We start from the raw sequence: 23656 nt of genomic DNA on the forward strand, positions 1-23656 counted from the left end.
ACATGTCTACTGCGATTGAAAAACAACTTAACGAAAGCTTGCGTGACGCGCAGCTCGGGTTCTACCTGTCGGCAATTGCCCCGAAAGACAAAACACTGGTGCGCCTCGGTATCGACAAGAATATCCAGACTGCCAATGACCTTTATCACTACTGGCTGCTGGATGTGCTGGTCAGCCAGGATGTACCGACCACTCCGGTGGCCTGTGCCATTGCCAGCCTTCAGCAATACATCAGCAGTATCCTGGCCGACATGGAGCCCGGGTACCACACCGCGCATTTTCCGGCGGACCACATCGAAATCTGGCACACCGTGATGCATCACTATCCTGCCTGGGCAACGCATCAGCGTTTGCACTACTTCCCCGCACTCTATCTTGATCCGACACTGCGCAAGACCAGGACCGCAAACTTTGAGCAACTGGAAAACGACCTCAACCAGAACCAGCTCACGGCCGAGTCCGTTGATACGGCAGTGCTGGCCTACCTGAGCAGGCTTGAAGAGGTGGCCAACCTGCAAATGATCAACGGTTATATCGACGGAGTCGATTTAGCCCACAGTACCTATTACTTCATTGCCAGGTCCCGGACTGCCAACACGTGGTACTGGCGTTCTCTGGACATGAAATGCCGCCCCTCACTATCTGGCCCACTGGCACAAAAATACGATGCACCGGAGCCGCAAGCGTGGTCCGATTGGAAACGCGTCGACCTGCCGGTTTCCGAAAGCACTATCGAACGTACCATTCGCCCGGTTGTGTTCAACAATCGTTTGTTTGTGATCTGGGCTGAGTGCATCCAGCAAGACGAGGCGGCTAAAAAAGATCAATCGAAGAAAGCAGCCGCCAATCCCCTGTTCCGTTTAAACATGTGCCACAAAAAATACGACGGCAACTGGAGCACGCCACGTACCTGCCTGCAAAGCTACTTTCCCCACGACGTCACCTCGCTGAAAGACAGAACGCATACCGTTGCAATGGTTGATAAATCGGGGCCTACAGAACGACTGTTGATTGGCCTGTATGTTGAAAAGCCAACTGGCGAGCCAACATCGGTTATCACTTTCGTTTTCGGGATGTCGGTTCACATAGACAAGGACTCTGTAAGCAAGTCATCGATCCTACTCGAGGAACTTACTGTCAGTGAAGATAGTTATACACATCTGCAGCAGCTGGATGTTCGATCGCAGCCTCTCAAACGAAAACTCCTGTTCCCTTTATTGGCGCCTCACGCCACAGAAAGCAAGCAGACGCCACCCTGCCTTACCTCCCGTCAGGACACTGCACTGGGTACGATAGAACTCATCGACTTCTCAGGCTCATCAATCAAACAGAGCGACAGTTCACCAGAACAGCTTCGCAGCGACATCCGACTGAACATCACCTTCGCCAGACACCTGATCGAACGCGCAGAAAACGGTATGGACACACTGCTCGCCTGGAGCACCCAGTGTCTTGAAGAACCTGGCTTGAAGACCGGGGAGCAGGGGGAGAAGCTGGATTTCTATGGTGCCTACGGGCGCTACTTTGTCGAGCTGTTCCTGTACCTTCCCTGGCTGGTGGCCCACCGTTATAACCAAGAGGGTCAATACGGGAACGCCAAATCCTGGTTGCACTACCTGTTCAATCCCGGTCGGAAAAAGGTCGAAGGCGCCAACCCCGATTACTGGAACGCGGTGCCATTGATCACCGCCACCCCCACCCCGAGCCAGCCCAGCTTTGCCATTCAGAATCCACTGGATCCGCATCAGATTGCCATGAGCCATCCCGTGCACTTTCGCAAAGCCTTGTACATGCTCTATATCGATATTCTGTTCAACTGCGGCGACACGGCCTACCGCCAGTTAACGCCCGAGAGCCTGACGGATGCCAAGTTCTGGTACATACGCGCACTGGATTTACTGGGTCCACGGCTGGATATCAGGCAAACCGATTTGTGGGAGACGGTCTCATTGAAGGAGCTCAGTGAGAACAAGAATCAAGAGTTGCGTGATTTTGAGCAAAGTCTGATCGATGAGAGCAAACACATACCCAGTGACGCCAACCCCAGACAGCCCCCCCAAGTCTGCATACGCCCCTATGCTCCCCCACTCTCTGTACATACGATCGACACACCGCATTTGCGATTGCCCTTCAACCCCGTATTGATTTCACGGTGGGAGAAACTCGAAAGCCGTCTACACAACCTGAGACACAATCTCGATATCGTCGGCCGCCCGTTGAGGCTCCCGCTCTTTGCGCCCTCATCATTCTCTTCCGATATTCTTGCTTCCAGTTCCCCGCGTGCAGCGGAACCCGAAATGGCCCAATACCTGGGTTCAGAGATACCGCCTTACCGTTTCACTATCTGGCATGCCCATGCCATGGGCGCGGTAGACACGGTCATTCAACTCGGCAATTCCCTGATGTCGTTCATCGAACGCAGCGAGCAGTCCAGCTATCAGGAACTGCAACAGCACCACGTCTGGGATATTGCCAATATGGCAGTCGACCTTCAGACCCAGGCGCTGCAAGTCGACCAGAAAACCAGACAAGCGCTGCTCGCCAGTAAAGCCATTGTCGAGAACCGGCTGGACTACTACAGCCAACTGGTCCATGAAGTCGTCAATACTGACGAGGTGGCGGCCAGCGCGTCACACTTGAAGGGACGTATCGCTGAAAAAGTCGTCTATGCGGCACAGGCCGTTGGCGAGGGCCTGAAAGTCATGCCAAATATTTTTGGTCTGGCAGATGGCGGTTTTCGCCTTGAAGGCGTGCCCATGTCCATGGCAACGACCGCTCAAGGGGTGGCAGTCGCCGCCCATGGCATTGGCGACGCCCTCGATCGTGTCGCGCAGTATCGTCGCCGCCATCAGGACTGGAAGCTCGCCCGTGACCAGGCACGGCTCGAAATCGCGCAGATCGAGGCACAGCTGGAGCAGGAAACTGAAAAGGAAACCGCCTCGCGCCTGCTGTTGCAACAGACCCAGACCTCCCTGGCACATGCCCGTAGCTCCTACGAATTTCTCAGCAAACGCTTTACCAATTCGCAGCTTTACCAATGGTTCACCAATCAAATGGCCAGTTTCTACAGCCAGGTGTATGACTCGGCCCTTTCCATGTGCCGGCTCACCGAATTGAGCTGGCGCTACGAAACGATGGTCGACAACTCCACGCAGCCGTTCTTCCAGCATCAGACCTGGAACAGCACCTATCAGGGGCTGGGCCCTGGCGAGCGAATGAAGATGAGTTTGCTGAAGATGAAAAACGCCTACCTGCTGGGCAACGAGCGCGAGCTGGAAATCAGTAAAACCGTGTCGTTGCGTCAGCTCAAGGCGAAAGACAACAACAAGAACGACAATAAGATATCGATCAATAAGAACTGGGAGGACTCGCCGCTCCAGGCAGGCGGCACGGAGAAGGTTGACGGGATCAAGTCCGACCTTGTGAAAACCGGCTCGTGCGCGTTCGAACTGACCCAGTCCCTTTTTGAAAATGACTACCCGGGGCACTGTCTGCGCCGAATCAAAAGCATCAGTATCTCTCTGCCCGCCATCCTCGGCCCATACGAAGACATCCGCGCCACGCTGACCCAGACCGACAGCGAAGTCGTCATGCCCGGTGATGGCAAGAGCGTCATGAAAAGTCTGCGCAGCAATCAGCAAATAGCCCTCTCCACCGGCGTCAACGATCACGGTCTGTTCACGCTGAACTTCCAGGACGAGCGCTACCTGCCGTTTGAATACACCGGCGCAGTATCAAAGTGGATACTGTCGTTTCCCAATCATGACGCGCAGAAGGCAATGCTCGAATCGCTCACCGATATCATCGTTCATGTACGGTACACCGCCAGGGTAAATGGAGGTGTGCAATGAGTGAACAATCCCTGGCGACCTACCTTCCAGCTCTGCCCAAGGGCGGTGGTGCGATCAAAAGTATCGGAAACGCAATAGGCTCTGTCGGAGTCACCGGTTCGGCCTCCTGCGAAATTCCACTCCCCGTGTCACCCGGGCGCGGGTATGCCCCGCCCCTTGCACTGCAATACAGCAGTGATCAAGGCAACGGGATTTTCGGTCTCGGCTGGAGGTTGTCCCTGCCCGCCGTTGCAAGACGAACCAGACTTGGTGTCCCAAAGTACGCCGACGATGATTTGTACATTGGCCCCGATGGAGAGGTCTGGATGCCTGAGCGCAATAGAACGACGGGGACCATCCAATCCAGCCAAAAGATGTGCAGCGACGGTAAACAGCAACTGAAGCATACTGTCGTGCGTTACCGACCTCGGGTCGAAACCCGCTTCGATCTGCTCGAACACTGGTCCAGCACAACGGACAAAGCCGGCTTCTGGCTGATGCACAGCGCCGATGGCAGCAAGCATCTTTTCGGAAAAACCCTCTCGGCACGTCGCGCAGACCCCGACACGCCGTTACGCGTCGGAGAGTGGTTGCTCGAAGAAAGCATGAACGCTCACGGGGAACATATTCTCTACGAGTACAAATCCGACACGTCCCCACCCGCGAGGGCTTCTGCCGACTATCGTGCCCAGCGCTACCTGAGCCACGTGCGCTATGGCAACTTCAACGCCGATTCACAGTTGTACCACTGCAGGACTGATGGACTCACGGCTGTGAAATGGCATTTCGAAATGGTCTTCGACTACGGCGAACGAGAGGTATCGCTCAGGGTTCAACCAGCCTATCGGGCGGAGCACCCGTGGCCGATACGCAGCGATCCATTCTCCGACTTCGCCTACGGCTTTGAATTGGGCACTCAGCATTTGTGCCGACAGGTTCTGATGTTTCATTACTTCCCCGAAGAACCATCGATGGGGAGTAAACAGGTACTGGTTCAGCGTCTCTTGCTCCAGTATCAGACCACCTCTTTGACCTACAACCTGCTGACCGCAGCATTGACCCAGGGCTTCGGCGAAAGTACCAGCCAATACCATCCACCCATTGAACTCACCTATACCGACTTTACCCTGGAGCCCGACCCTCGGCGTTACAAACCGTTCGAGGCCCTTTCCCGGCTCAACCACCAACAGCAATTTCAGTTTGTCGATCTGTTCGGAGAGGGACTGCCAGGCATCCTGAACCGAACAGACAAGAACTGGCGCTATAGCCAGCCCCTGCGGGATGAAAAGGGAGGGGACAGGGTCACGTACTCGCAATGGCGCGAGCTTCCACTTATTCCTTTGGCGGACAGCCGCGCACCCACTCGCCAGTTTCTCCACGGTATCGACGACAGCGGGCTCCCCGCCTGGCTGGTCGCGCAAGCTGGACTGAACGGTTTTTTCACCCTGGACCCAAAAGGCGAATGGTCGAATTTCACCCCTCTTGGCGCGGTGCCGACAGAGTTCTTTCACCCTCAAGGGCGACTGGCCAACCTGGCGGGCTCCGGGCTTCCAGACCTGGCCATGATTGGACCGCGCAGTGTGCGCCTGTATGCCAGACAACCTAACGGAGACTTCGCCCCCGCAACCGAGGTACCTCGGCCGATCGATGAAGACGATTTCCCTAAGCCTGGAAACTCGCCCGGCGAATTGGTGGCTTTCAGTGATGTACTGGGAAGTGGTCAACAACACTTGATCCGTATCCGCCACAATGAAGTGAAGTGCTGGCCCAACCTCGGCCATGGACACTTCGGCAAAGGCCGGGTGATCGCAACGCTGGATTTCTCCCATGAGACATTCGATGCCTCAAACATCTTGCTGGCCGATCTGGACGGATCGGGGGCTGTCGATCTTGTTTATCTGCAATCCACCTGCGCGCGTATTTTCATGAACCGGTGCGGAAATGGACTGAGTGATGCAATCGATTTGCCATGGCCCGACGGCCTGCACTATGACCGTTTCTGCCAGGTCAGTGCTTCGGATCTGCAAGGGACCGGCTGCTCCAGCCTGGTTTTCTGCCAGCCCGGTGAATTACGTCGCTATTGGCGCTACGACTTCGTTGACATCAAGCCGTACCTGCTCACGGCGACCAACAACAATATGGGAGCGAGCGGCAGTATCCACTACCGTAGTTCTGCGCAAGAGTGGCTGGACGAAAAGAGACAGTTGCTCAAAAACCAAAAAGACCCTGTTTCACGTTTGCCATTTCCAGTGTTTCTGGTCAAGAAACAGGTCCAGTGCGATGAAATCACCGGCAACAATCTGACTCAGAGTTTCAAGTATCGACGCGGTTTCTACGATAGCGCCGAACGAAAGTTCCGTGGGTTCGGCCTTTTACTGACAACCGATAGCCCCAGCAACCGGAACAGCATCCGAACGGGTCCCGAAAGCTCTCCAACGTTGACCAAAAGCTGGTTCCATACCGGAAATACGATAGACCCGGTCAACGTCGATTACGACCGCAGCGATACGGCAGCCATCGCCCTCGGAACGACAATTCAGAACTACGGTGAGAGCTGGAGCCCACGCACATCCATCCATGCCCCGCACAGGACTTTTGTCGAAGCTCGCCGGCGCGAGCTTGCTCGGGCACTCAGTGGTCACATCTTGCGGGTGGAAACATTTGGCCTGGACAACGACACGAAAGCAAAACTTCCGTACTCGGTACTACAACATCGATACCTGGTACGTGAACTCAAAGGGATGGGTGAAAACAGCCCTTACTCGATCATGCAGCCCTTGCTCGTGGAGTCCATTCACTATCATTACGAGCGCACTCACGATGACCCTCGCTGCGACCACACAGTCAATCTGCAATGGGACCCATACGGTTATCTCACCCATAGCCTGAAGATCAGTTATGCACGCCGCAAAACAGCCACTGATAAGCCTCCGTTCACGGACACCTGGCAAGCCAAGTGGTGGAAAGATGCCCATGATGAGGATCAGCAGTATTACTACGTGAACGAAACACGATCTGAATTCATCCATGTACGCACGCAACAAGCCAGACACCTGGGCCTGCGTTACCTGCAACGCAGCAATGCTCTGAAGTTGCCGAAAGCTCCGTTGGACGCCGGCCTGGAGCTGCGCTCCATCAGCTATGAAAATCTGCTCAAACTTTGCGATTCAGCAGCCTGGAAGGCCAGGCGGGCCATGACAGGCCTGTCTTTACAGCGTTACCGCAAACCGGATGCAAGTGGCACCTTTAAAGATGGCCAGGCCAGCAACGAAGCCCTGGCTGATCATCTGGAAACTGCCGAACTCAATGATCTGGCACTCAGTGCCTACAACAAACTCAACCATCAGCCGGGCAATACGCCCATTGAAATGACAGCGAAGCTGCAGAACGGCGGTTACCGGAAAATGCCCCTCGCATTACCCCCCGACAGCGAGGGGGACAAGCAAGGCAGACTTTGGTCGGTCAGGCGCAACTTCACCACTTACGCAAAACCGGATGGCTTTTTCAGGATTCAGAGTTTCCGTGAAAGCCAGCAGCACGATCCGACCACAATCACCCACGACCCTTATTGCTGCCTGATCAGCGCCGTCAAGCTGCCGGACAACTGCACCACCACGGTCTCTGGTATTGACTACCGGACACTCCAGCCCAAACAGATCACCGACCCCAACGGCAATGTCCAGGAAGCACTGTACGATGCCTTCGGACAAGTGCAGGCCACCACTTATCATAAAAGCAATGCTGACGGGGTAACCGGCTTCAAACCGATTGCCAGCTATATCCGGCGTTACGATGGTCGACCCGACATTGCCATCGAGCAACCGGCAAGAGGAATACAGGATGTCGCCAGCGCCTGCTTCTACGATACGCTCAGCTGGATGGGTCGTATTGCAGCCACGACCCCGGCCGAAATGGAATGGCGCAACCAGGCCGTCGAGCTTGGCGATCTGTTGCCTGGCGGCCATGTCCGCGCCAGTGCCCGGATTCGTCTGAGCAGCCTCGGTACCAAGACATCCTACGAGCAAGAACTCCAGAAGCGGATTGAAAACACTCAACGCGAACCGGTTCACTGCGCGACGATCCAAGCGGACCGGTATTCCACCGACGTCGATAGTCAGTTCCGAATCACGATCGCTTGCTGGGACGGTTTCGGTCGACCATTGCAACGAAAACAGAAGGTCGACCCGGGGACAGCGTGGGTCGTCGACACGGATGGCGCGTTAAGGCAAGTCGGGAACAAACCGCAATCGCACGAAACCAGCCATCGCTGGCGCGTCAGCGAAAGGACTGAATACGACAGCAAAGGCTTGGTGATTCGCGCCTACCGCCCCTACTTCAGTGATCGTCATCGGTACATCAACGATGAGTCCCTGCGTCAATCAGGACTGTGCGATCAGCATTTCCACGACCCGCTGGGCCGCTCTGTCCGCGTCATCAATGCCAAAGGTGACGAGCGTCGGTACACCTATCACCCCTGGTACTCCATCACAGAAGACGAAAATGACACCCAGCCTGAGCAAGCCTCTCAGACAGGAGTCAAGCAATGAGCGCGAACACTCACCGCAACACTCCGACCCTGAGCGTCATCGACGGCCGTGGCCTGCAGGTCCGTGAGGTCACGTACCTGCTCAATGACTCCCTCAAAGAACCACAACCCCGTATCACTCGCTCCCGACATGACATCCAGGGTCAGGACATTGCGCACTATTCGCACCAGATGGAAACAGCTGACCTGCGGCAAGTCAGCAGCCTGTCGGGTGTGGCGTTACTGACCGAAAGCAATGATGCCGGCTGGCGCCTGGAATTCTTCGCCGGGGCGGGAAAAGCACTGGAGAAATGGGACTCTCGCGGTACTCACTGGCAGACCCGTTATGACAGTCAGTTACGCCCAGTTGCGGTTTACGAAAAGCCCAAGAATGAACCGCGCAGGGCAATCGAGCGTTTTACTTATGCAGACAGCTCCGCCGGCTACGCCAACACGAATCGGTGCGGTCAATTGATTCGCCATGACGATTCAGCGGGAAAACGCCTTTTTTCCGGGTACGACCTGAAGGGAAAGTTGCTCAGCGAAACCCGACATTTGTTGAAAAGCCAACAAACGCCTGACTGGCCGGAGGATCTCGACGAGCGCGACAAACAACTCGAAACAGGTGCCGGCTACACCACTACCTGGTGGTACGCGCCAACCGGAGAAACCCTCAGACAGAAAGATGCCAGAGGGAATACGCAACACTTCTGGTTCGATGTAGCCGGGCAGCTCAAGAAAGTTGCTTTGCAGCTCCATGGCAGAACCGAACAGCGGCTGATTCTCGACCGGACCCGATACAACGCTCAGGGTCAGATCGAGTCGCAGGTCCTGGGTGAAAAGATCAACCACACTGCCGAATACGCCTCTGAAAACAGGCGAATGAAAAAAATGAAAATTTCGCTCACAGACGGAGGTGTACTTCAGGAAATGCATTATGCCTATGACGCCGTCGGCAACGTCTTGAACGTCGAGGACCATTCAAAGCCTGTGCAGCACAACAACAATCAACAGATCAGACCGATCAATACCTATGTCTACGACAGCCTTTATCAGTTGGTTCAGGCTTCTGGTCGTGAGGAAAAGGGATCCTGCATTCAAAGATCGCTGCCAGAGTGGTCCTCGCGCTCCGGTGATAGGAGCAGGTTGCTCAACTTCGTTCAGAAATATACCTATGATGCACGCGGAAATCTGATTCGATTGCAACACCAACGGGAGGGAAACAACTACACCCGTGAAATGCGCACCGCCCTTGCAAGCAATCGCGCGCTGGCCTGGAAGACCGGCGATCCCTCACCCGACTTTGCAGAGGGTTTCGACGCCAACGGCAATCTGCAGTTGCTGCAAGCCGGGAATCCCCTGGAGTGGGATGCACGTAACCAGCTACAACGCGTGACTCTGGTCGAACGCGCACAGCAAGAGGGGGATACGGAAAGTTACGTCTACGATGGCAATGGTCAACGTATACGCAAGCAACGCGCCACCCAGTCTCGTGCACTCACCCACATCGACGCCGTCATCTATCTACCAGGCCTGGAAATCCGTGAGAAAAACGGTAAACGACTGGACGTCATCACCGTGCAGGCAGGAGGTTGCAACGTGCGTTGCCTGCACTGGCGCGATGAAACCACGCCCGCAAAGATCACGAATGACGCCTTGCGCTACACCTTCAATGATCACCTGGGCGCCAACACGATCGAATTGAACGCTGAGGGGAATCTGCTCAGCGAAGAAGGCTATTACCCCTTTGGTGGCACAGCGTGGAGAGCGGCCCCTAACCACGTGGAAGCAAATTACAGAACCATCCGCTACTCGGGCAAAGAGTGCGATGCCAGTGGGCTGTACTATTACGGATCGAGGTATTACGCGCCCTGGCTGCAACGCTGGATCAGTGCGGATCCGGCGGGATTTGTCGACGGGTTGAATCTGTACCGCTTCGTTTCCAACAACCCTCAAAGATACAAGGATCATGCGGGACTCACAAAGTATGAGATCGGCGCCTACAGCTCCCAGCCCGGCGTCCCGGCCCCGGCGTCGACTCGTGCGGCCGTACAGCATGACTCTTCCAGCGCTTTTCTGGACGCAAACGATCTGGAGCACTACAGGCTGGCTTATGACACGATCTGGACCACTCGCTCACTGCTTCACACAGGCGCCGGCAACCAGATCGGCAGCATTGTAAACAGCACTGGCTGGGCACCGGCACTTGTCGGTCGTCTTCGCTTCAATATCGGATCGCCCGCAACCACACCATCCCGGGCACAACACGCTGTTGCTGCAGGCACTGGCTACTGCGACGAATACGCGGCCGTCAGTTCAAGCCTGCTTTCATCGTCCGCCCGCAATTCTGCAATACACCCTGTAAACATCGCCGTGATCCCCGGTCATACATTCACGGTGCTGGGCGATCCGAATCAGGATCCACTGGTCATAGATCCATGGGTGACTTATCCATTGCCACATCTGCTCTCGGAAAGCCGATACCCCGCAACGCCCTTCTACTACAACGTAACCCCGCGCATGCCTCAGGATCCCACTTATGAAATCCGCACAGCCGATGTCAATGCGCTTTTACCTGTGTATATGCAAACGGTACTACCGAATACACCATTGATTATCGACATGCTGAATGATGCCCTTACGACTGGCGCCCCAAGCACGTGGGTGTGGAGTCAAATGACGTCCAGCCAACAGTCTGCCGATGTCAACTTCGTGGAAAATGGGCAGTTCTTCAACTTCGCCCATGTCCCACAAGGTCACTATCTTCAGATTGCCAATGAAACCCAATTTACCGAGGATTTCAGAAATCTGTTCCCGACTGGCTATTTCAGGCGGTTCTGAAAGAAGGGCAGCTTTTTGGCTGCCCTTCTTTTTGGCTGGGTGTCCCGTCCTGAATAAGGTTTACACCTATTTCAGGACTAGGCACTGAAATTGCCAACTTCAGGAAGTGGATGACGCGTTCTGAATCGCAATTACACACGGTTGGTCATGGGTGTTTAAGGACACGCGGTGATACGTCCCGAAGCCCACAAAACCTTGCGCCGTTGCCTACGGCTACGCCAGAATCCGCCGGCTTGTGCGCCTTGGGCTGGCTGCGTAATTTGATTGCGTCACTGATTTCCAGTGACCGAACTTAGCGGTTCGGAATGTCCCCTACGGTTGCACATGTCGAATCCAGTCAGGCGCCAGCCTGCACTTGATGGTGGCTGTGCGCATGGCACCTTCGGGTGCGCCGGGTTTTGGGTGACTTACCGGTCCGCTAACTTGCGCACAGCTGCCACCCTTTCGCTTAGCGGCGAAAAGGTGCGGCCTAACCAGAGGTTAGTCACCCATGTTCAAGGTAACGCCAAACCCACCGCTCACCGAACCCACAACCCTCCCGGATCCGGCATCTCCCTACGAATGCCCCGGCTCGAAACGTTTCAACGAAGCCGCCGAACGCGCCCTCGATTATCACCTGGGCCCACTCAGCGCCCACATCATGGCCGCGCCCTACAGACCCAACACCCTCTACCAGGCTCACCCCGAAGCCGACACCGAATCCCTGCTGGTGGACGCCAGCGAATCCCTCGGCTCCGCCACCGTCATGCTCAACAATCATGTGGCGCTGGTCGAGGGCAGCCACCGCAAGACCCTGCAAGGCATCGCCCAGATCGTGATGATCGCCGAACTGGCTGTTAACCGGGCGCTGGACAAGGTTGTGCCGACGGATTGATGCGGGAGGTGGCGAGTGCGGTGCACTCGCCGCTTCTTCTTGATCGCTCAATGAAAAAGCCCGCAGGACGCGGGCTTTTTCACAAAGACTTAAGGCTTGTCTCGCTCAAATTCTCCAAGGGCTGATCACCTCACCCCCCAACGTCGCGCAAGCGTCAGCCATTTACTTTATTTGCGGATTCAAATTACCTTTCAGAGCGCTCATCCGCCCACGGCGGCCTCGATCAAGAGGATTCGGTCATGCAATCGCTCGGCTTCACCTCCGTTCCGCCGCTGCTCAAGTACCTGCGCCATGCCGAACATCTGGGCCTGGCCATCGAGCCTGCGTTGGCGGCGGCCGGGTTGCAGGCGCAGCAGTTGAGCGACAACAGCCTGCGCTTGCCGGGTGAAACCCATGAGCGGTTGCTCGATTACTTTTGCGAACACTCGGGCGATCCGCTGTTCGGCCTCAACGCGGCGAATTTCGTCCTGCCCAACTCGTGGAGCGTGCTGGGTTACATCACCATGAATTGCGCGACATTGGGCGATGCCATGAGCCGCATCATGCCGTTCGAAAAACTGGTGGGCGACATGGGTGTCAGCCGCGCCGAGGTACACGACAGCCACGTACACCTGATCTGGAGCTGTCGCTTTGAGCGCCCGCGGATTCGCCGGCATCTGGTGGAAAACGTGCTTGGCTCCTGGCTGCAATACGCACGCTGGATCGCCGATACCCGACTGTCGCCCGCCGCAGTGTGGCTGGAACACTCACTCCCGGCGGGCACGACGCTGGCGCAGTACGAACAGTTTTTTGAATGCCCGGTACTGTTCGATCAGGCGTATTCAGCGCTGATCGTGCCGTTGCCGTATTTGCAGTTGCCGTTGCGCCAGGCCGATGCACATTTGCTGCGCACCCTGGAAGAGCACGCGCAGAGTTTGATGGCGACCCTGGAGGATGCGTCGCTGGAGCAGCGGGTCAAAAGCATCCTGCGCCAGTTGCTCAAGGAAGGCCTGCCGCGCAAGGAACAAGTGGCCGAACATCTCACCGTGTCGGTACGCACGCTGCAACGTCAGTTGCATCAGGCCGGCACCTCGTATCAGCAGATTCTCGATGAACTGCGCCAGGAACTGGCCGAGCATTACCTGCTCAACAGCACCCTGCCGATTCAGGACATCGCCCAGTATCTGGGCTTCAGCGAATCACGCTCCTTTCACCGCGCCTTCAAGAGCCGACGCGGCATGCCGCCCGGTGAGTTTCGGCAGATTCACCGGGTGTCGAACGACGGCTAGATGCTGATCGCGTTGGTGAACACCAGACGATTGCCGAACGGATCGGCGATGGTCATGTCCTGGCTGCCCCAGGGCATGGCCTGAATCTGTGGATGCGAAAACTTGTATTCCTTGGCCAGCAACTGCTGCTGAAACGCCTCCAGCTCATCGGTCTCGATCCGCAGGGCCGAACCCGGTGTTGCATCGCCGTGGTGTTCGGACAAATGCAGCACGCACTCGCCGCGCGAGACTTGCAGGTACAACGGGAAACCGGGTTCGAAACGGTGCTGCCAGTCGATCTTGAAGCCGAGGAAGTCGACGTAGAACTCCACGGCTTTGGCTTCATCGAAAATCCGCAGGATCGGGGTGGTTTTGCCGAAGCTCATGGGTTGCTCCCTGACTGATTGGCCCCAGAGTGTAGCCGGGGTGGATGTCAGCAATTCGGCTTGGTGATGGCTTTCTTTAATTGCAATGTGCCATCACCGTGACGCAGTCAGCAAAATTCAACGAAAGCCGTCGCGCAGATCGCCCTGGCGCGCCAGGAACCGCCCTGCTGTTTGCCCGTTGGCCCGGCCGTCGCGATAACTCAACACACCATTGATCCACACCCCGTCGATGCCTTGCGCGGCACGTTGCGGGTCGTTGAAATCCGCCACGTCACGCACGGTCGCCGGGTCGAACAACACCAGATCTGCCCAGTGTCCTTCACGAATCTCGCCCCTTTCCTTCAGGCCGAATCGCGCGGCCGACAGACCGGTCATCTTGTGCACGGCGGTGTGCAGCGGAAACAAGCCGACATCACGACTGAAATGTCCGAGCACCCTTGGGAAAGCACCCCACAAACGCGGGTGCGGGAACGGGTCTTCCGGCAGACCATCGGAGCCGACCATCGACAGCGGATGAGCGAGGATCCGGCGCACGTCGTTCTCGTCCATGCCGTAATACACCGCGCCCGCCGGTTGCAGGCGTTTGGCGGCGTCGAGCAACGACAGGTTCCATTCGGCAGCGATGTCCATCAGGTCGCGACCGCCCATTTCCGGATGCGGCGTCGACCAGGTGATGGTGATGCGGTGGGCGTCGGTGACCTGCTTCAGATCCAGGGTCGAAGAACTCGCCGCATACGGGTAGCAATCGCAGCCGACCGGGTGAGTTTTCGCCGCGGCTTCCAGCGAGGCGAGCAACTGCGGACTGCGGCCCCAGTTACCGGCGCCGGCACATTTGAGGTGGGAAATGATCACCGGCGATCGGGCGTGGCGTCCGATACGGAAGGCCTCGTCCATTGCTTCCAGCACCGGTTCGAATTCACTGCGCAGGTGGGTGGTGTACACCGCGCCAAATGCATTCAATTCTTCGGTCAATTGCATGACTTCGTCGGTGGATGCCGAGAACGCGCTCGCATAGGCCAGACCTGTGGATAACCCAAGGGCGCCCGCCTCCAGGCTTTCACGCAACTGCTCGCGCATCGCGGTGATTTCATCGTCAGTCGCGGTGCGAAACAGATCATCAAGATGATTGCTGCGCAGCGCCGTATGCCCGACCAGCGCCGCCACGTTCAACGTGGGATTGGCCGCTTCCACCGCTGCGCGGTAGTCGCTGAAACGTGGATAGACGAACGCTGCCGCCGAGCCGAGCAGGTTCATCGGATCCGGCGGATCGCCGCGCAAACTGACCGGCGCGGCACTGATCCCGCAGTTGCCGACAATCACCGTGGTCACGCCCTGGCTGAGCTTGGGCAGCATCTGCGGCTGGCGGATCACCACGGTGTCGTCGTGGGTGTGCACGTCGATGAAACCCGGCGCCAGCACACGGCCAGCGGCGTCGATTTCATCGGTGGCGCGGGCATCGCCCAAGTCGCCGATGCGCGCGATGCGGCCATCGAGGATCGCCACGTCGGCGGCGTAACCGGGGCTGTTGCTGCCGTCGATGACCAGGGCGTTGCGAATCAGGGTGTCGTACAGCATGTCAGTCTCCCAGCGGCAGGTGATCGTCGCCGCCACGGTATTCGTCGAGGGCGAGTTTGATCCGCCGCAGACGTTCTTGATTGTCTTCAGGATTGGCCAGCGCAAGCTCGGTTGCCAGCACGTCGATGGCGAGCAGCATGCCGTAGCGCGCCGCCGTCGGTTTGTAGATGAACGAGGTCTCGGCGCCTTGCAGCGGCAGGACGATGTCGGCCAGTTCCGCCAGCGGCGAGTCGGCGCGGGTGATGGCGAGAATCCGTGCGCCGTAGTTGCGCGCCAGCGCCACGGTCTCCAGCAATTCCGGGGTGATGCCGGTCAGCGAACAGACGATCACCACCTGCTCGGCGCTGAGGCTGGCGGCGGTGACGCGCATCATCACCGCGTCGTGGCACACCGCAATCGGGTAGCCGAGGCGCACCAGTCGCACTTGCAACTCATCGCTGCACAGGGTCGAGCAACCGCCGATGCCGAAGGCGTGGATCATCCGCGCCTGGCCCAGCAGTTTCACCGCATCGGCGAAGCGCGATTCATCGAACGCCGCCAGATGCTGACGCAGGGTGGTTTCGATATCGCCGACGATCTGCCCGTAAAACGCCGACTGCTCGGGCGTGCCCGCCGGGTCGAGGAAACGGCTGCCGACGCCGCTGGCCTGGGCCAGTTGCAGGCGCAGATCGCGCAGGTCGCGGCAACCGACGGTGCGGGCGAAGCGCGACAGCGTGGCGGTGCTGACTTCGGCCCGCTGCGCCAGGTCTTCGAGGCTGGCGGAGGCGGCAAATCCTACGTCGTCGAGCATCAGACGGGCGATGCGTCCTTCACCGGCGCTGAAGGAATCCTGACGGGCGCGGATCTGATAAAGGATGTCCATGGCGGATAACTCCGACTACAGCAGGTAAGAAAGACCGACGGTCAGGGCGAAAGCGACAATCGAGATCAGGGTTTCCAGCACCGTCCAGGTCTTGAACGTCTGGGCCACGGTCATGTTGAAGTATTCCTTGATCAACCAGAAGCCGCCGTCGTTGACGTGGGAAAAGATAACCGAGCCCGCGCCGGTCGCCAGCACCAGCAGTTCCGGGTGGGGATAACCCAGACCGATGGCCACTGGCGCGACTACGCCGGAAGCCGTGGTCATCGCCACGGTCGCTGAACCGGTGGCGATGCGCATCAACGCGGCGAACAACCAGCCCATGATCAGCGGCGACAGGTGAAATTCGTGGGCCAGACCGACGATCTGATCGGTGACGCCGGCGTCAACCAGAATCCGGTTCAGACCGCCACCAGCGCCCACCAGCAAGGTGATGCTGGCGGTCGGCGCCAGGCATTCGTTGGTGAATTTGAGGATCGATTCGCGGTTGAAACCCTGCGCAATGCCGAGCGTCCAGAAACTCAACAGCGTCGCCAGCAACAGCGCGATCACCGAGTTGCCGATGAACAACAGGAACTGATTGAAGCCGCTGCCCGGCGTGGAAATCAGGTTGGCCCAACCGCCGATCAGCATCAGTACCACCGGCAACAGAATGGTCGCCATGGTGATACCAAAACCCGGCAGGCTGTCGCGGGGTTCGCGTTCGAGAAATTGTTTTTCCAGCGGGTTATCCGCCGGCAACTGAATGCGCGGCACGATGAATCTGGCGTACAGGGGGCCGGCAATGATCGCCGTCGGAATGCCGATGGCAATCGCGTACAGCAAGGTCTGCCCGACCGACGCCTGATAGGCCTGCACCGCCAGCATCGCCGCCGGGTGCGGCGGTACCAGCGCATGCACCACCGACAGCCCCGCGACCATCGGCAAACCGACCATCAGAATCGACACGCCAACCCGCCGCGCCACCGTAAATGCAATCGGCACCAGCAACACGAAACCGACTTCGAAAAACAGCGGCAGCCCCACCAGAAACGCAATGCACACCATCGCCCAGTGCGCGTTCTTCTCGCCAAAGCGCTCGATCAACGTGCGCGCCATCTGCTCGGCGCCACCGGACTCGGCCATCATCTTGCCGAGCATCGTCCCCAGCGCCACCACCAGCGCAATGTGCCCCAGCGTCTTGCCCACCCCGGCCTCGTACGCCACCACCACCCCGGACGGCGGCATCCCCGCCACCAGCGCCAGGCCGATGGAAATCAGGGTGATGACAATGAACGGATTGAGCCGGTAACGGGCGATCAGAACGATCAGGGCGATGATGGCAACGGCGGCGTACACCAGCAGCCAATAGCCGAAGGACGGTGTCATGCGGTACTCCTCGAAAGGGTCACGTTCGAATGGGTTGTGAAACTCATAAATCATTTCGAGATCGAGTTTTCAAACCAAGTGAAAGTAATTTTCGTGGAGGGATAAGGGTTGTCGTTTTTGGATATGTCTTGTCGCGAATAATGAAAATCGCGGGGTGGGATTTTCATAATCCTCGGGCACAAAAAAACCGGTGAAAACAAGCAAGCTTGCTTCCACCGGTCTCGGGAACGTCACCTTTTCAGCGTGGACTCACACCATTTCGTTACGAATCCATTCAACCACCGACGTGCGCTTCGGCGTCCAGCCCAGCAGCTCGCGGGCATGTTTGCCGCGTACGCGGCTGTTGGAGCCGAGGCCGTAGTTGGCCATTTCGTAGCCCCACTCGGCTTCGGCATCTTTCAGTGGCCAGTCTTGTGGCTGGCCCAGATTCAGCGCTTCGGCCATGGCGGTGGTCATGTCGATGAACGACGCTTCGCCGCTTTCGACGAAGTAGAAGGTGCCCGGGACGTTTTTGGTCAGGGCCAGCAGGTACAGCGCCACGACATCTTCGATGTGCACGTTGGACCAGATGTTCTGACCGGTGCCGACGTGACGCACTACGCCGCTTTTACGTGCCTGTTTCAGCAGGCGCGGCAGCTGCACGCTGTCGCGATTGACGCCCAGGCTGTGGCCGTAAATCAGGGTGTTGCAGATGACGGCCGAGTTCACGCCTTCCTGCGCTGCGGCGAGGATCAGATTGTCGATGGCCACCCGTGCGGCCTTGTCGACGGTCGGCTCCGGCAGGTTGTCTTCGAAGTAGATGACGTCGCTGGATTTGCCGCCGGACGCATCGCCGACGATGCTCGAACCGCTGGTGTGCAGGAACACTTTGTTCGAGCCGCGCAGGGCGTCGAGCAAGGCTTCGACCGCGCCGCGATGGTCGCTGCTGGCGGCGTTGATCACGGCATCGGCGGCGCGGGCTTGTTCGGCCAGTAGCGCGTTGTCGTCGAGGGTGCCGATCACCGGGGTGATGCCCAGTGCTTTCAGTTCATTGGCCTGTTCGGCGCTGCGCACCAGACCGGTGACGGTGTGGCCGGCCTGGACCAGACCGGTGGCGATGGAACCGCCGATAAAACCGGCAGCGCCGGTGACGAATACGTTCATGGAGAAACTCCCTGCGTGAGTAAGTGATGGAGCGAGTATCGACCGGCGAGCCCGGTGGAAAAACCCGCCCCCAACCAAATCACTGTTGCGCAGGGATCACGAATCAGCCCTTGAAATCGGCGCTGGCGTAAGCCGCCAGTTTGCTCTGGATGAAGTCGAGGAAGCACTGGATGCGCAGCGCCAATTGCGAGTTGCGGTAGTACACCGCGTTGATCGGCTGGCGATAACCGCTGTTGAATTCCGCCAGCAACACCTTGAGGCGTCCGGCGCGAATATCGTCGATGGTCATGAAATGCGAGAGGCAGGCGATGCCCTGGCCTTGCAGCGCGAGATGGCGAACCGTCTCGCCGCTGGAGGCGCTGATCGCCGGGGTGATCGGCCAGCGGTCGCCGTGCACGTAACGCAGCGGCCACTGGTTGAGACCTTCGTTCTGGGTGAAGCCGAGCAACGTGTGTTCGCTCAGGTCGGCCACTTGGAGCGGCGCGCCGTGTCTTTCCAGATACGCGGGACTGGCGACGATCAGCAGCGGACTGCAACCCAGTGAGCGGGCATGCAACGTCGAATCAGCGAGGGTGCCGATGCGGATGGCGACGTCGGTGCTTTGCTCCAGCAGGTCAATGATCAGGTCATTGCTGTTGAGTTCGAGCTGGATGTCCGGGTACAGCCGGCGGAATTCGTCGATGTACGGCACGACGGCGTGGAGCATGAACGGCGACGCGGCGTTGATCCGCAGTCGTCCTGATGGCGTCTGCTGGCGCGAAGACAGGCGCTCTTCGAGCTGGTCCATCTGATCGAGGATCAGCTTGGCCTGTTCGAAGAAGTACTTGCCCTCCTCGGTCAGGTCCATGCGCCGAGTGGTGCGGTTGATCAGCGTGGTGTCGAGCTTGGCTTCCAGCCGCGACAGCGTGCGGCTGACGGCCGACGGCGTCTGTCCGACCTGCTCGGCGGCGGCGGAGATCGAACCGCATTCGATCACGCAGACGAAAATCTGCAACTCATCGGATCTGGCTTTCACGGGTGTCCTCGAATCGAAAGGCCTGCTGCGCAAGCTCAGGCCTTCGATAGTAGCCGAGCGTCAGGCCTTGAGGCCAAACACCTCGCTCAGATGCTGCTCGTAACGCGCCACATCCGCTTCGATGTTTGGACGTTTCATCACGTCCACACAAAGGAACGTCGGCAGGCCGGTCATGCCGAGGAACTGGTTGGCCTTGTGGAACGGGAAGTACACGGCGTCCACGCCTTTGGCTTCGAAAAAGTCGGTCGGGTCATCGAACGCCTGCTGCGGTGCGTTCCAGGTCAGCGACAGCATGTATTGCTTGCCGTGGATCAGACCGCCGCTGCCGTACTTCTGCGAAGAATCCGAACGGGTGCGACCGTCGCTGGCGTAGAGGCTGCCGTGGCCTTCGGTGAAGACTTCGTCGATGTACTTTTTCACGGTCCACGGTGCGCCCATCCACCAGCCCGGCATCTGATAAATGATCACGTCGGCCCAGAGGAATTTGGCGACCTCTTCAGCGACGTCGTAACCCTCGTCGATGAAGGTGGTCTTGACGTCGAGACCGCCACGATCCAGCACCCTCAACGCTGCTTCGTGCAGGGTGGTGTTGTAGCGACCGTCGGAGTGGGCGAATTTTTTACCGCCATTGAGCAACAGCACTTTTTTCATGGGAGAGCCTCGATCGGATTCCGATGCGCAGCGCAGAGCGCTGGATGGAGAAGTGGAAAAATGGAATGGCGGGCAGATTAGCGATCCGCCTCGCGCGGAATAAGCACCGACGGCGCAAAAATCATTTGAGTAAAACGCACGAATCGATTGCCGATTTTTGCCGTAGGATTGGCCGCCATCTGAATCTGAGGAGTTTTTTGCGATGAGCGAACGCCAGGGTTTCATCCTGCACGCCAAGACCCGCCCGGAAAAAGCCGAAGCCTTCGAAGCGTTTTTCCGCGCCTACGTCGAACCGAGCCGCGCCGAACCCGGTTGCATCGAGTACCACATGCTGCGCGACAAGGAAGACCCGAGCCTGTTCATCTTCTACGAGATCTGGGAAAGCCAGGCGCATCTGGACGTGCACTCGAACCTGCCGCACATGCAGCAGTTCCTGGCCCAGCGCATGGAATACCTGGAGCGGGATTTCGATATCCGCCCGATTGAAATGCTCAGCGATTCGTCCGCTAACCGCTGATCAGCAGATGGGCGCCGAGCGCACCCAGACCGATAAAAAACACCCGTCTGAACAGCACGGCACTGATGCGCTGACGCAGCCATTGGCCGAGCAGCATGCCGAGGACAGCGGGGATCAGCGCCAGCAACGAGGCGCTCAATTCTGCGCCGCCGAGCGACCCGCGCCAGAGCAATCCGCCGGCCAATGCCAGGGTCGATACGGTGAAGGACAGGCCCAGCGCCTGCACCAGTTCATCGCGGCTCAAACCCAGGGCCTGCATGTACGGGACGGCGGGAATCACGAACACACCCGTCGCCGAAGTGATGACGCCGGTGATCACGCCACACAGCGGGCCGAGCCATGGTTCATGGCGGCGACTGACACTCAGCGTCGGCAGGAACAATCCGCTCAACGCATAGAGCAGCAGCGCCGCGCCGAGCCCGCGCACCACCCAATGCCCGCCGGCCATGCCGATCCACAAGGTGCCTACGGCCGTACCGAGGAAGATCGCCAGCAGCATCGGCCACAGCCGTTTCACCAGCCCCTGCAAATGTCCGCCGAACGCCAGTTGCCAGACGTTGGTGAGGGTTGCCGGAATGATCAGCAACGCCGCAGCCTGCGACGGTGCCATAGCCAGACCGAGCAGCCCCATGGCGACGGTAGGCAGGCCAAGACCGATCACGCCCTTGATCATGCCGGCGACGACGAAAGTCACGATCACCAGCAACGACACGGCCAGACCGAGGTTTTGATAGAAATCTGCGAGTGCGTTCATGGCGATACTGTGCGCCTGCGCGGGTGAACTGAAAATCTGTCATACACTGAGGCAGCCTCTCGCTCTGCCTGAGGCTAGTAGATTTTTTTGCGGCCACTGGCCTCTTCGTCGGGACCGATACCACTGATATTGAGGCTGCCCCATGCACTTCGACCTCACCGACCTGCGCCTTTTCCTGCACATTCTCGACAGCGGCAACATCACCGCTGGCGCCGCGCGCAGTCATCTGTCGCTGGCGGCGGCCAGTGCGCGGATCCGGGCGATGGAAGCTTCGCTGGGCACCGAGTTCCTTGAGCGCGGGCGCCGTGGGGTCACGCCGACGCCGGCCGGCAAGGCCCTGGCGCAACATGCGCGGGTGATGCTGCAACAGGCCGAACGTCTGCAACAGGATCTGGCCGAGTACGCGCGCGGCGTCAAAGGTCAGGTGCGCCTGCTGTGTAACACCACGGCGCTCAGTGAATACCTGCCGGAGGTGCTGGCGGATTTTCTGCGGGAGCATCCCAACCTCGACATCGATCTGCAGGAACTGCCCAGCGCCCGCATCACCCATGCCTTGCGTCAGGGCGCGGCGGATCTGGGCATTGTGTCCGACGCGATCGACACCACCGACTTGCAGACCCGCGCCTTTCGCGATGATCCGCTGGTGCTGATTCTGCCTTTGGAACATCCACTGTCTGACGCAACTGAAGTCAGTTTCAGCGACGCTCTGCGCCATGACTTTGTCGGGCTGCAGGCCGACAGCGCTTTGGCGATTTACCTGGAAGAGCAGGCGCTGCACAGCGGCTCGCGGATGCAGATCCGCATCCGTGCCGATGGCTTTGACGGGGTAATGCGCATGGTGGCCCGAGGTGCCGGCCTGGGCATCGTGCCGCTGGCGGCGGTTCAGCGCGCCGCGCCGCAAGCCTTCAAGACCCTGCCGATGAATGAAGGCTGGGCCAGGCGCAAACTGTTGCTGTGTGCCCGCGACATCGCCGCGTTGCCGCCCTATGCCACAGCCTTGTTGCAAGCCTTGGTACTCCCGTAAACATGTTTTTTTCTTCGGCAAATTAAGCACAAGGAATAGCTTGCAAGGTACGTATACATACGTACTATATCGCCAGAGCGAACGTGTTGCCCGATACCCGTTTTCGCACAACGACAACGGACAAGGAAGAACGGATCGGCTCCATTAAACCTACATGGAATGAGGTGACGCGATGGTTGATTCAACGGAGTTTCGTAATGCAATGGCGATGCTGGGGAGTGCCGTCACCATCGTCACGACCGATGGCCCTGCGGGGCGTTTCGGCTTTACCGCGTCGGCGGTGTGCAGCGTGACGGATTCACCGCCGACGCTGCTGGTGTGCGTCAATCGCTCGTCGTCCAATCACGAGCATTTCAAGACCAATGGCGTGCTGTGCGTGAACGTCCTGACCGGTGATCACCAGTCGACCTCCGGCGCATTCGCCAATCGGCAGTTGAGCATGCAGGAGCGTTTTTCCAGCGTGAACTGCCAGACCCTCAAGACCGGTTCGCCGGTGATCGAAGAGGCGCTGGTCAGCCTCGATTGCCGGGTCAGCAAGGTCGACGAGGTCGGCACTCACAGCATCTTCTACTGTGAAATCCTCGAACTGCAGCAACACAGCGAGGCCACGGAAGGCCTGGTCTATTTCAACCGCAGTTACTACCGTCTGAACGACGAACTGCGCCTGGCACCCGAGCAGTGATCCAGACACCCGCCGGCCTCGGCTGACGCCGGCCGGCGGGTCATGACAGGGATGTAACCATGCTATTCAATGAAGACAACTTCGCGGATATCGACCTGAACCTGATCATCATTTTCCTGGTGCTGTTCCGCGAACGCAGCGTGTCCCGCACGGCCGAACGTCTGCACGTCAAACAACCCGCCATCAGCGGATCGCTGGCACGCCTGCGCAAGCGGTTCGATGATCCGTTGTTTCTGCGCTCGTCGCGAACCATGCGCCCGACCTCGAAGGCCGAGGAACTGGCGCAAGCACTGACACCGGCCATCAAGCAGATCGAAGCGGTGATCCGGCTCTGAAAAACCGGCGAAAAAAAACCTGCGGGGGTT

General features: G+C 58.4%; 17 protein-coding genes. 9 read left to right on the plus strand and 8 right to left on the minus strand.

Features of this window, described 5'->3' with window-relative positions; all coding sequences use genetic code 11:
- Window positions 1-2 precede the first annotated feature (2 nt).
- The 5 genes from ACM6JM_RS29440 (at window position 3) to ACM6JM_RS29460 (ending at window position 13338) form a co-directional block, all read left to right on the plus strand.
- Window positions 3-3851, plus strand: a complete 3849-nt coding sequence (locus tag ACM6JM_RS29440; protein WP_103385613.1) for a neuraminidase-like domain-containing protein — start codon at window positions 3-5, stop codon at window positions 3849-3851.
- Entirely contained in the window at window positions 3848-8377 is a 4530-nt protein-coding gene (locus ACM6JM_RS29445) for a SpvB/TcaC N-terminal domain-containing protein (RefSeq protein ID WP_414882931.1), read from the plus strand. Before ACM6JM_RS29440 ends, ACM6JM_RS29445 begins: the two co-directional genes overlap by 4 nt.
- Window positions 8374-11196 (plus strand): RHS repeat domain-containing protein, encoded by a 2823-nt coding sequence (locus ACM6JM_RS29450; protein WP_414882932.1) that lies wholly within the window; start codon window positions 8374-8376, stop codon window positions 11194-11196. The genes ACM6JM_RS29445 and ACM6JM_RS29450 overlap by 4 nt, the downstream gene beginning before the upstream one ends.
- A gap of 490 nt (window positions 11197-11686) precedes the next feature.
- A complete protein-coding gene (locus ACM6JM_RS29455) occupies window positions 11687-12070 on the plus strand; it encodes a DUF6124 family protein (protein WP_163973984.1) in 384 nt (127 codons plus the stop codon).
- Between the two features lie 239 nt (window positions 12071-12309).
- Window positions 12310-13338: an AraC family transcriptional regulator gene (locus ACM6JM_RS29460; RefSeq protein ID WP_039769050.1), complete on the plus strand. Its 1029-nt coding sequence runs from the start codon at window positions 12310-12312 to the stop codon at window positions 13336-13338.
- Here ACM6JM_RS29460 and ACM6JM_RS29465 read toward each other — a convergent pair.
- From ACM6JM_RS29465 to ACM6JM_RS29495, 7 genes are all read right to left on the minus strand, one after another.
- Window positions 13335-13703, minus strand: a complete 369-nt coding sequence (locus ACM6JM_RS29465) for a glyoxalase superfamily protein (protein WP_039769049.1) — start codon at window positions 13701-13703, stop codon at window positions 13335-13337. The two genes, ACM6JM_RS29460 and ACM6JM_RS29465, sit on opposite strands and share 4 nt — an antisense overlap.
- Window positions 13704-13820: 117 nt before the next feature.
- Window positions 13821-15278, minus strand: coding sequence for an N-acyl-D-amino-acid deacylase family protein (locus tag ACM6JM_RS29470; protein ID WP_414882933.1), 1458 nt, complete (start codon window positions 15276-15278; stop codon window positions 13821-13823).
- A 1-nt stretch (window position 15279) separates the two neighbouring features.
- Window positions 15280-16140: a MurR/RpiR family transcriptional regulator gene (locus ACM6JM_RS29475; RefSeq protein ID WP_039769047.1), complete on the minus strand. Its 861-nt coding sequence runs from the start codon at window positions 16138-16140 to the stop codon at window positions 15280-15282.
- A 15-nt stretch (window positions 16141-16155) separates the two neighbouring features.
- On the minus strand, window positions 16156-17505 hold the full coding sequence (locus ACM6JM_RS29480; protein WP_163973982.1) for a GntP family permease: 1350 nt from the start codon (window positions 17503-17505) through the stop codon (window positions 16156-16158).
- 249 nt (window positions 17506-17754) lie between these two features.
- Window positions 17755-18648: an NAD-dependent epimerase/dehydratase family protein gene (locus tag ACM6JM_RS29485; RefSeq protein WP_414882934.1), complete on the minus strand. Its 894-nt coding sequence runs from the start codon at window positions 18646-18648 to the stop codon at window positions 17755-17757.
- Between the two features lie 103 nt (window positions 18649-18751).
- Complete coding sequence (locus ACM6JM_RS29490) at window positions 18752-19663, minus strand: LysR substrate-binding domain-containing protein (protein WP_414882935.1); 912 nt, start codon at window positions 19661-19663, stop codon at window positions 18752-18754.
- Between the two features lie 60 nt (window positions 19664-19723).
- A complete protein-coding gene (locus ACM6JM_RS29495) occupies window positions 19724-20314 on the minus strand; it encodes an NAD(P)H-dependent oxidoreductase (protein ID WP_414882936.1) in 591 nt (196 codons plus the stop codon).
- Between the two features lie 202 nt (window positions 20315-20516).
- Between ACM6JM_RS29495 and ACM6JM_RS29500 the strand changes: the two genes are divergently transcribed.
- A complete protein-coding gene (locus ACM6JM_RS29500) occupies window positions 20517-20831 on the plus strand; it encodes a putative quinol monooxygenase (RefSeq protein ID WP_007953825.1) in 315 nt (104 codons plus the stop codon).
- Here the strand turns inward: ACM6JM_RS29500 and ACM6JM_RS29505 are convergent.
- Window positions 20821-21585 (minus strand): sulfite exporter TauE/SafE family protein, encoded by a 765-nt coding sequence (locus ACM6JM_RS29505; RefSeq protein WP_414882937.1) that lies wholly within the window; start codon window positions 21583-21585, stop codon window positions 20821-20823. The two genes, ACM6JM_RS29500 and ACM6JM_RS29505, sit on opposite strands and share 11 nt — an antisense overlap.
- Before the next feature lie 142 nt (window positions 21586-21727).
- Between ACM6JM_RS29505 and ACM6JM_RS29510 the strand changes: the two genes are divergently transcribed.
- The 3 genes from ACM6JM_RS29510 (at window position 21728) to ACM6JM_RS29520 (ending at window position 23626) form a co-directional block, all read left to right on the plus strand.
- Window positions 21728-22609, plus strand: coding sequence for a LysR family transcriptional regulator (locus ACM6JM_RS29510; RefSeq protein ID WP_414882938.1), 882 nt, complete (start codon window positions 21728-21730; stop codon window positions 22607-22609).
- Between the two features lie 172 nt (window positions 22610-22781).
- Window positions 22782-23291 (plus strand): flavin reductase, encoded by a 510-nt coding sequence (locus ACM6JM_RS29515; protein WP_007953834.1) that lies wholly within the window; start codon window positions 22782-22784, stop codon window positions 23289-23291.
- A 59-nt stretch (window positions 23292-23350) separates the two neighbouring features.
- Complete coding sequence (locus tag ACM6JM_RS29520) at window positions 23351-23626, plus strand: helix-turn-helix domain-containing protein (RefSeq protein ID WP_085713206.1); 276 nt, start codon at window positions 23351-23353, stop codon at window positions 23624-23626.
- Window positions 23627-23656 lie beyond the last annotated feature (30 nt).

Source organism: Pseudomonas sp. IT-P2, assembly GCF_949767575.1.
GTDB classification, from domain to species: domain Bacteria; phylum Pseudomonadota; class Gammaproteobacteria; order Pseudomonadales; family Pseudomonadaceae; genus Aquipseudomonas; species Aquipseudomonas pharyngis.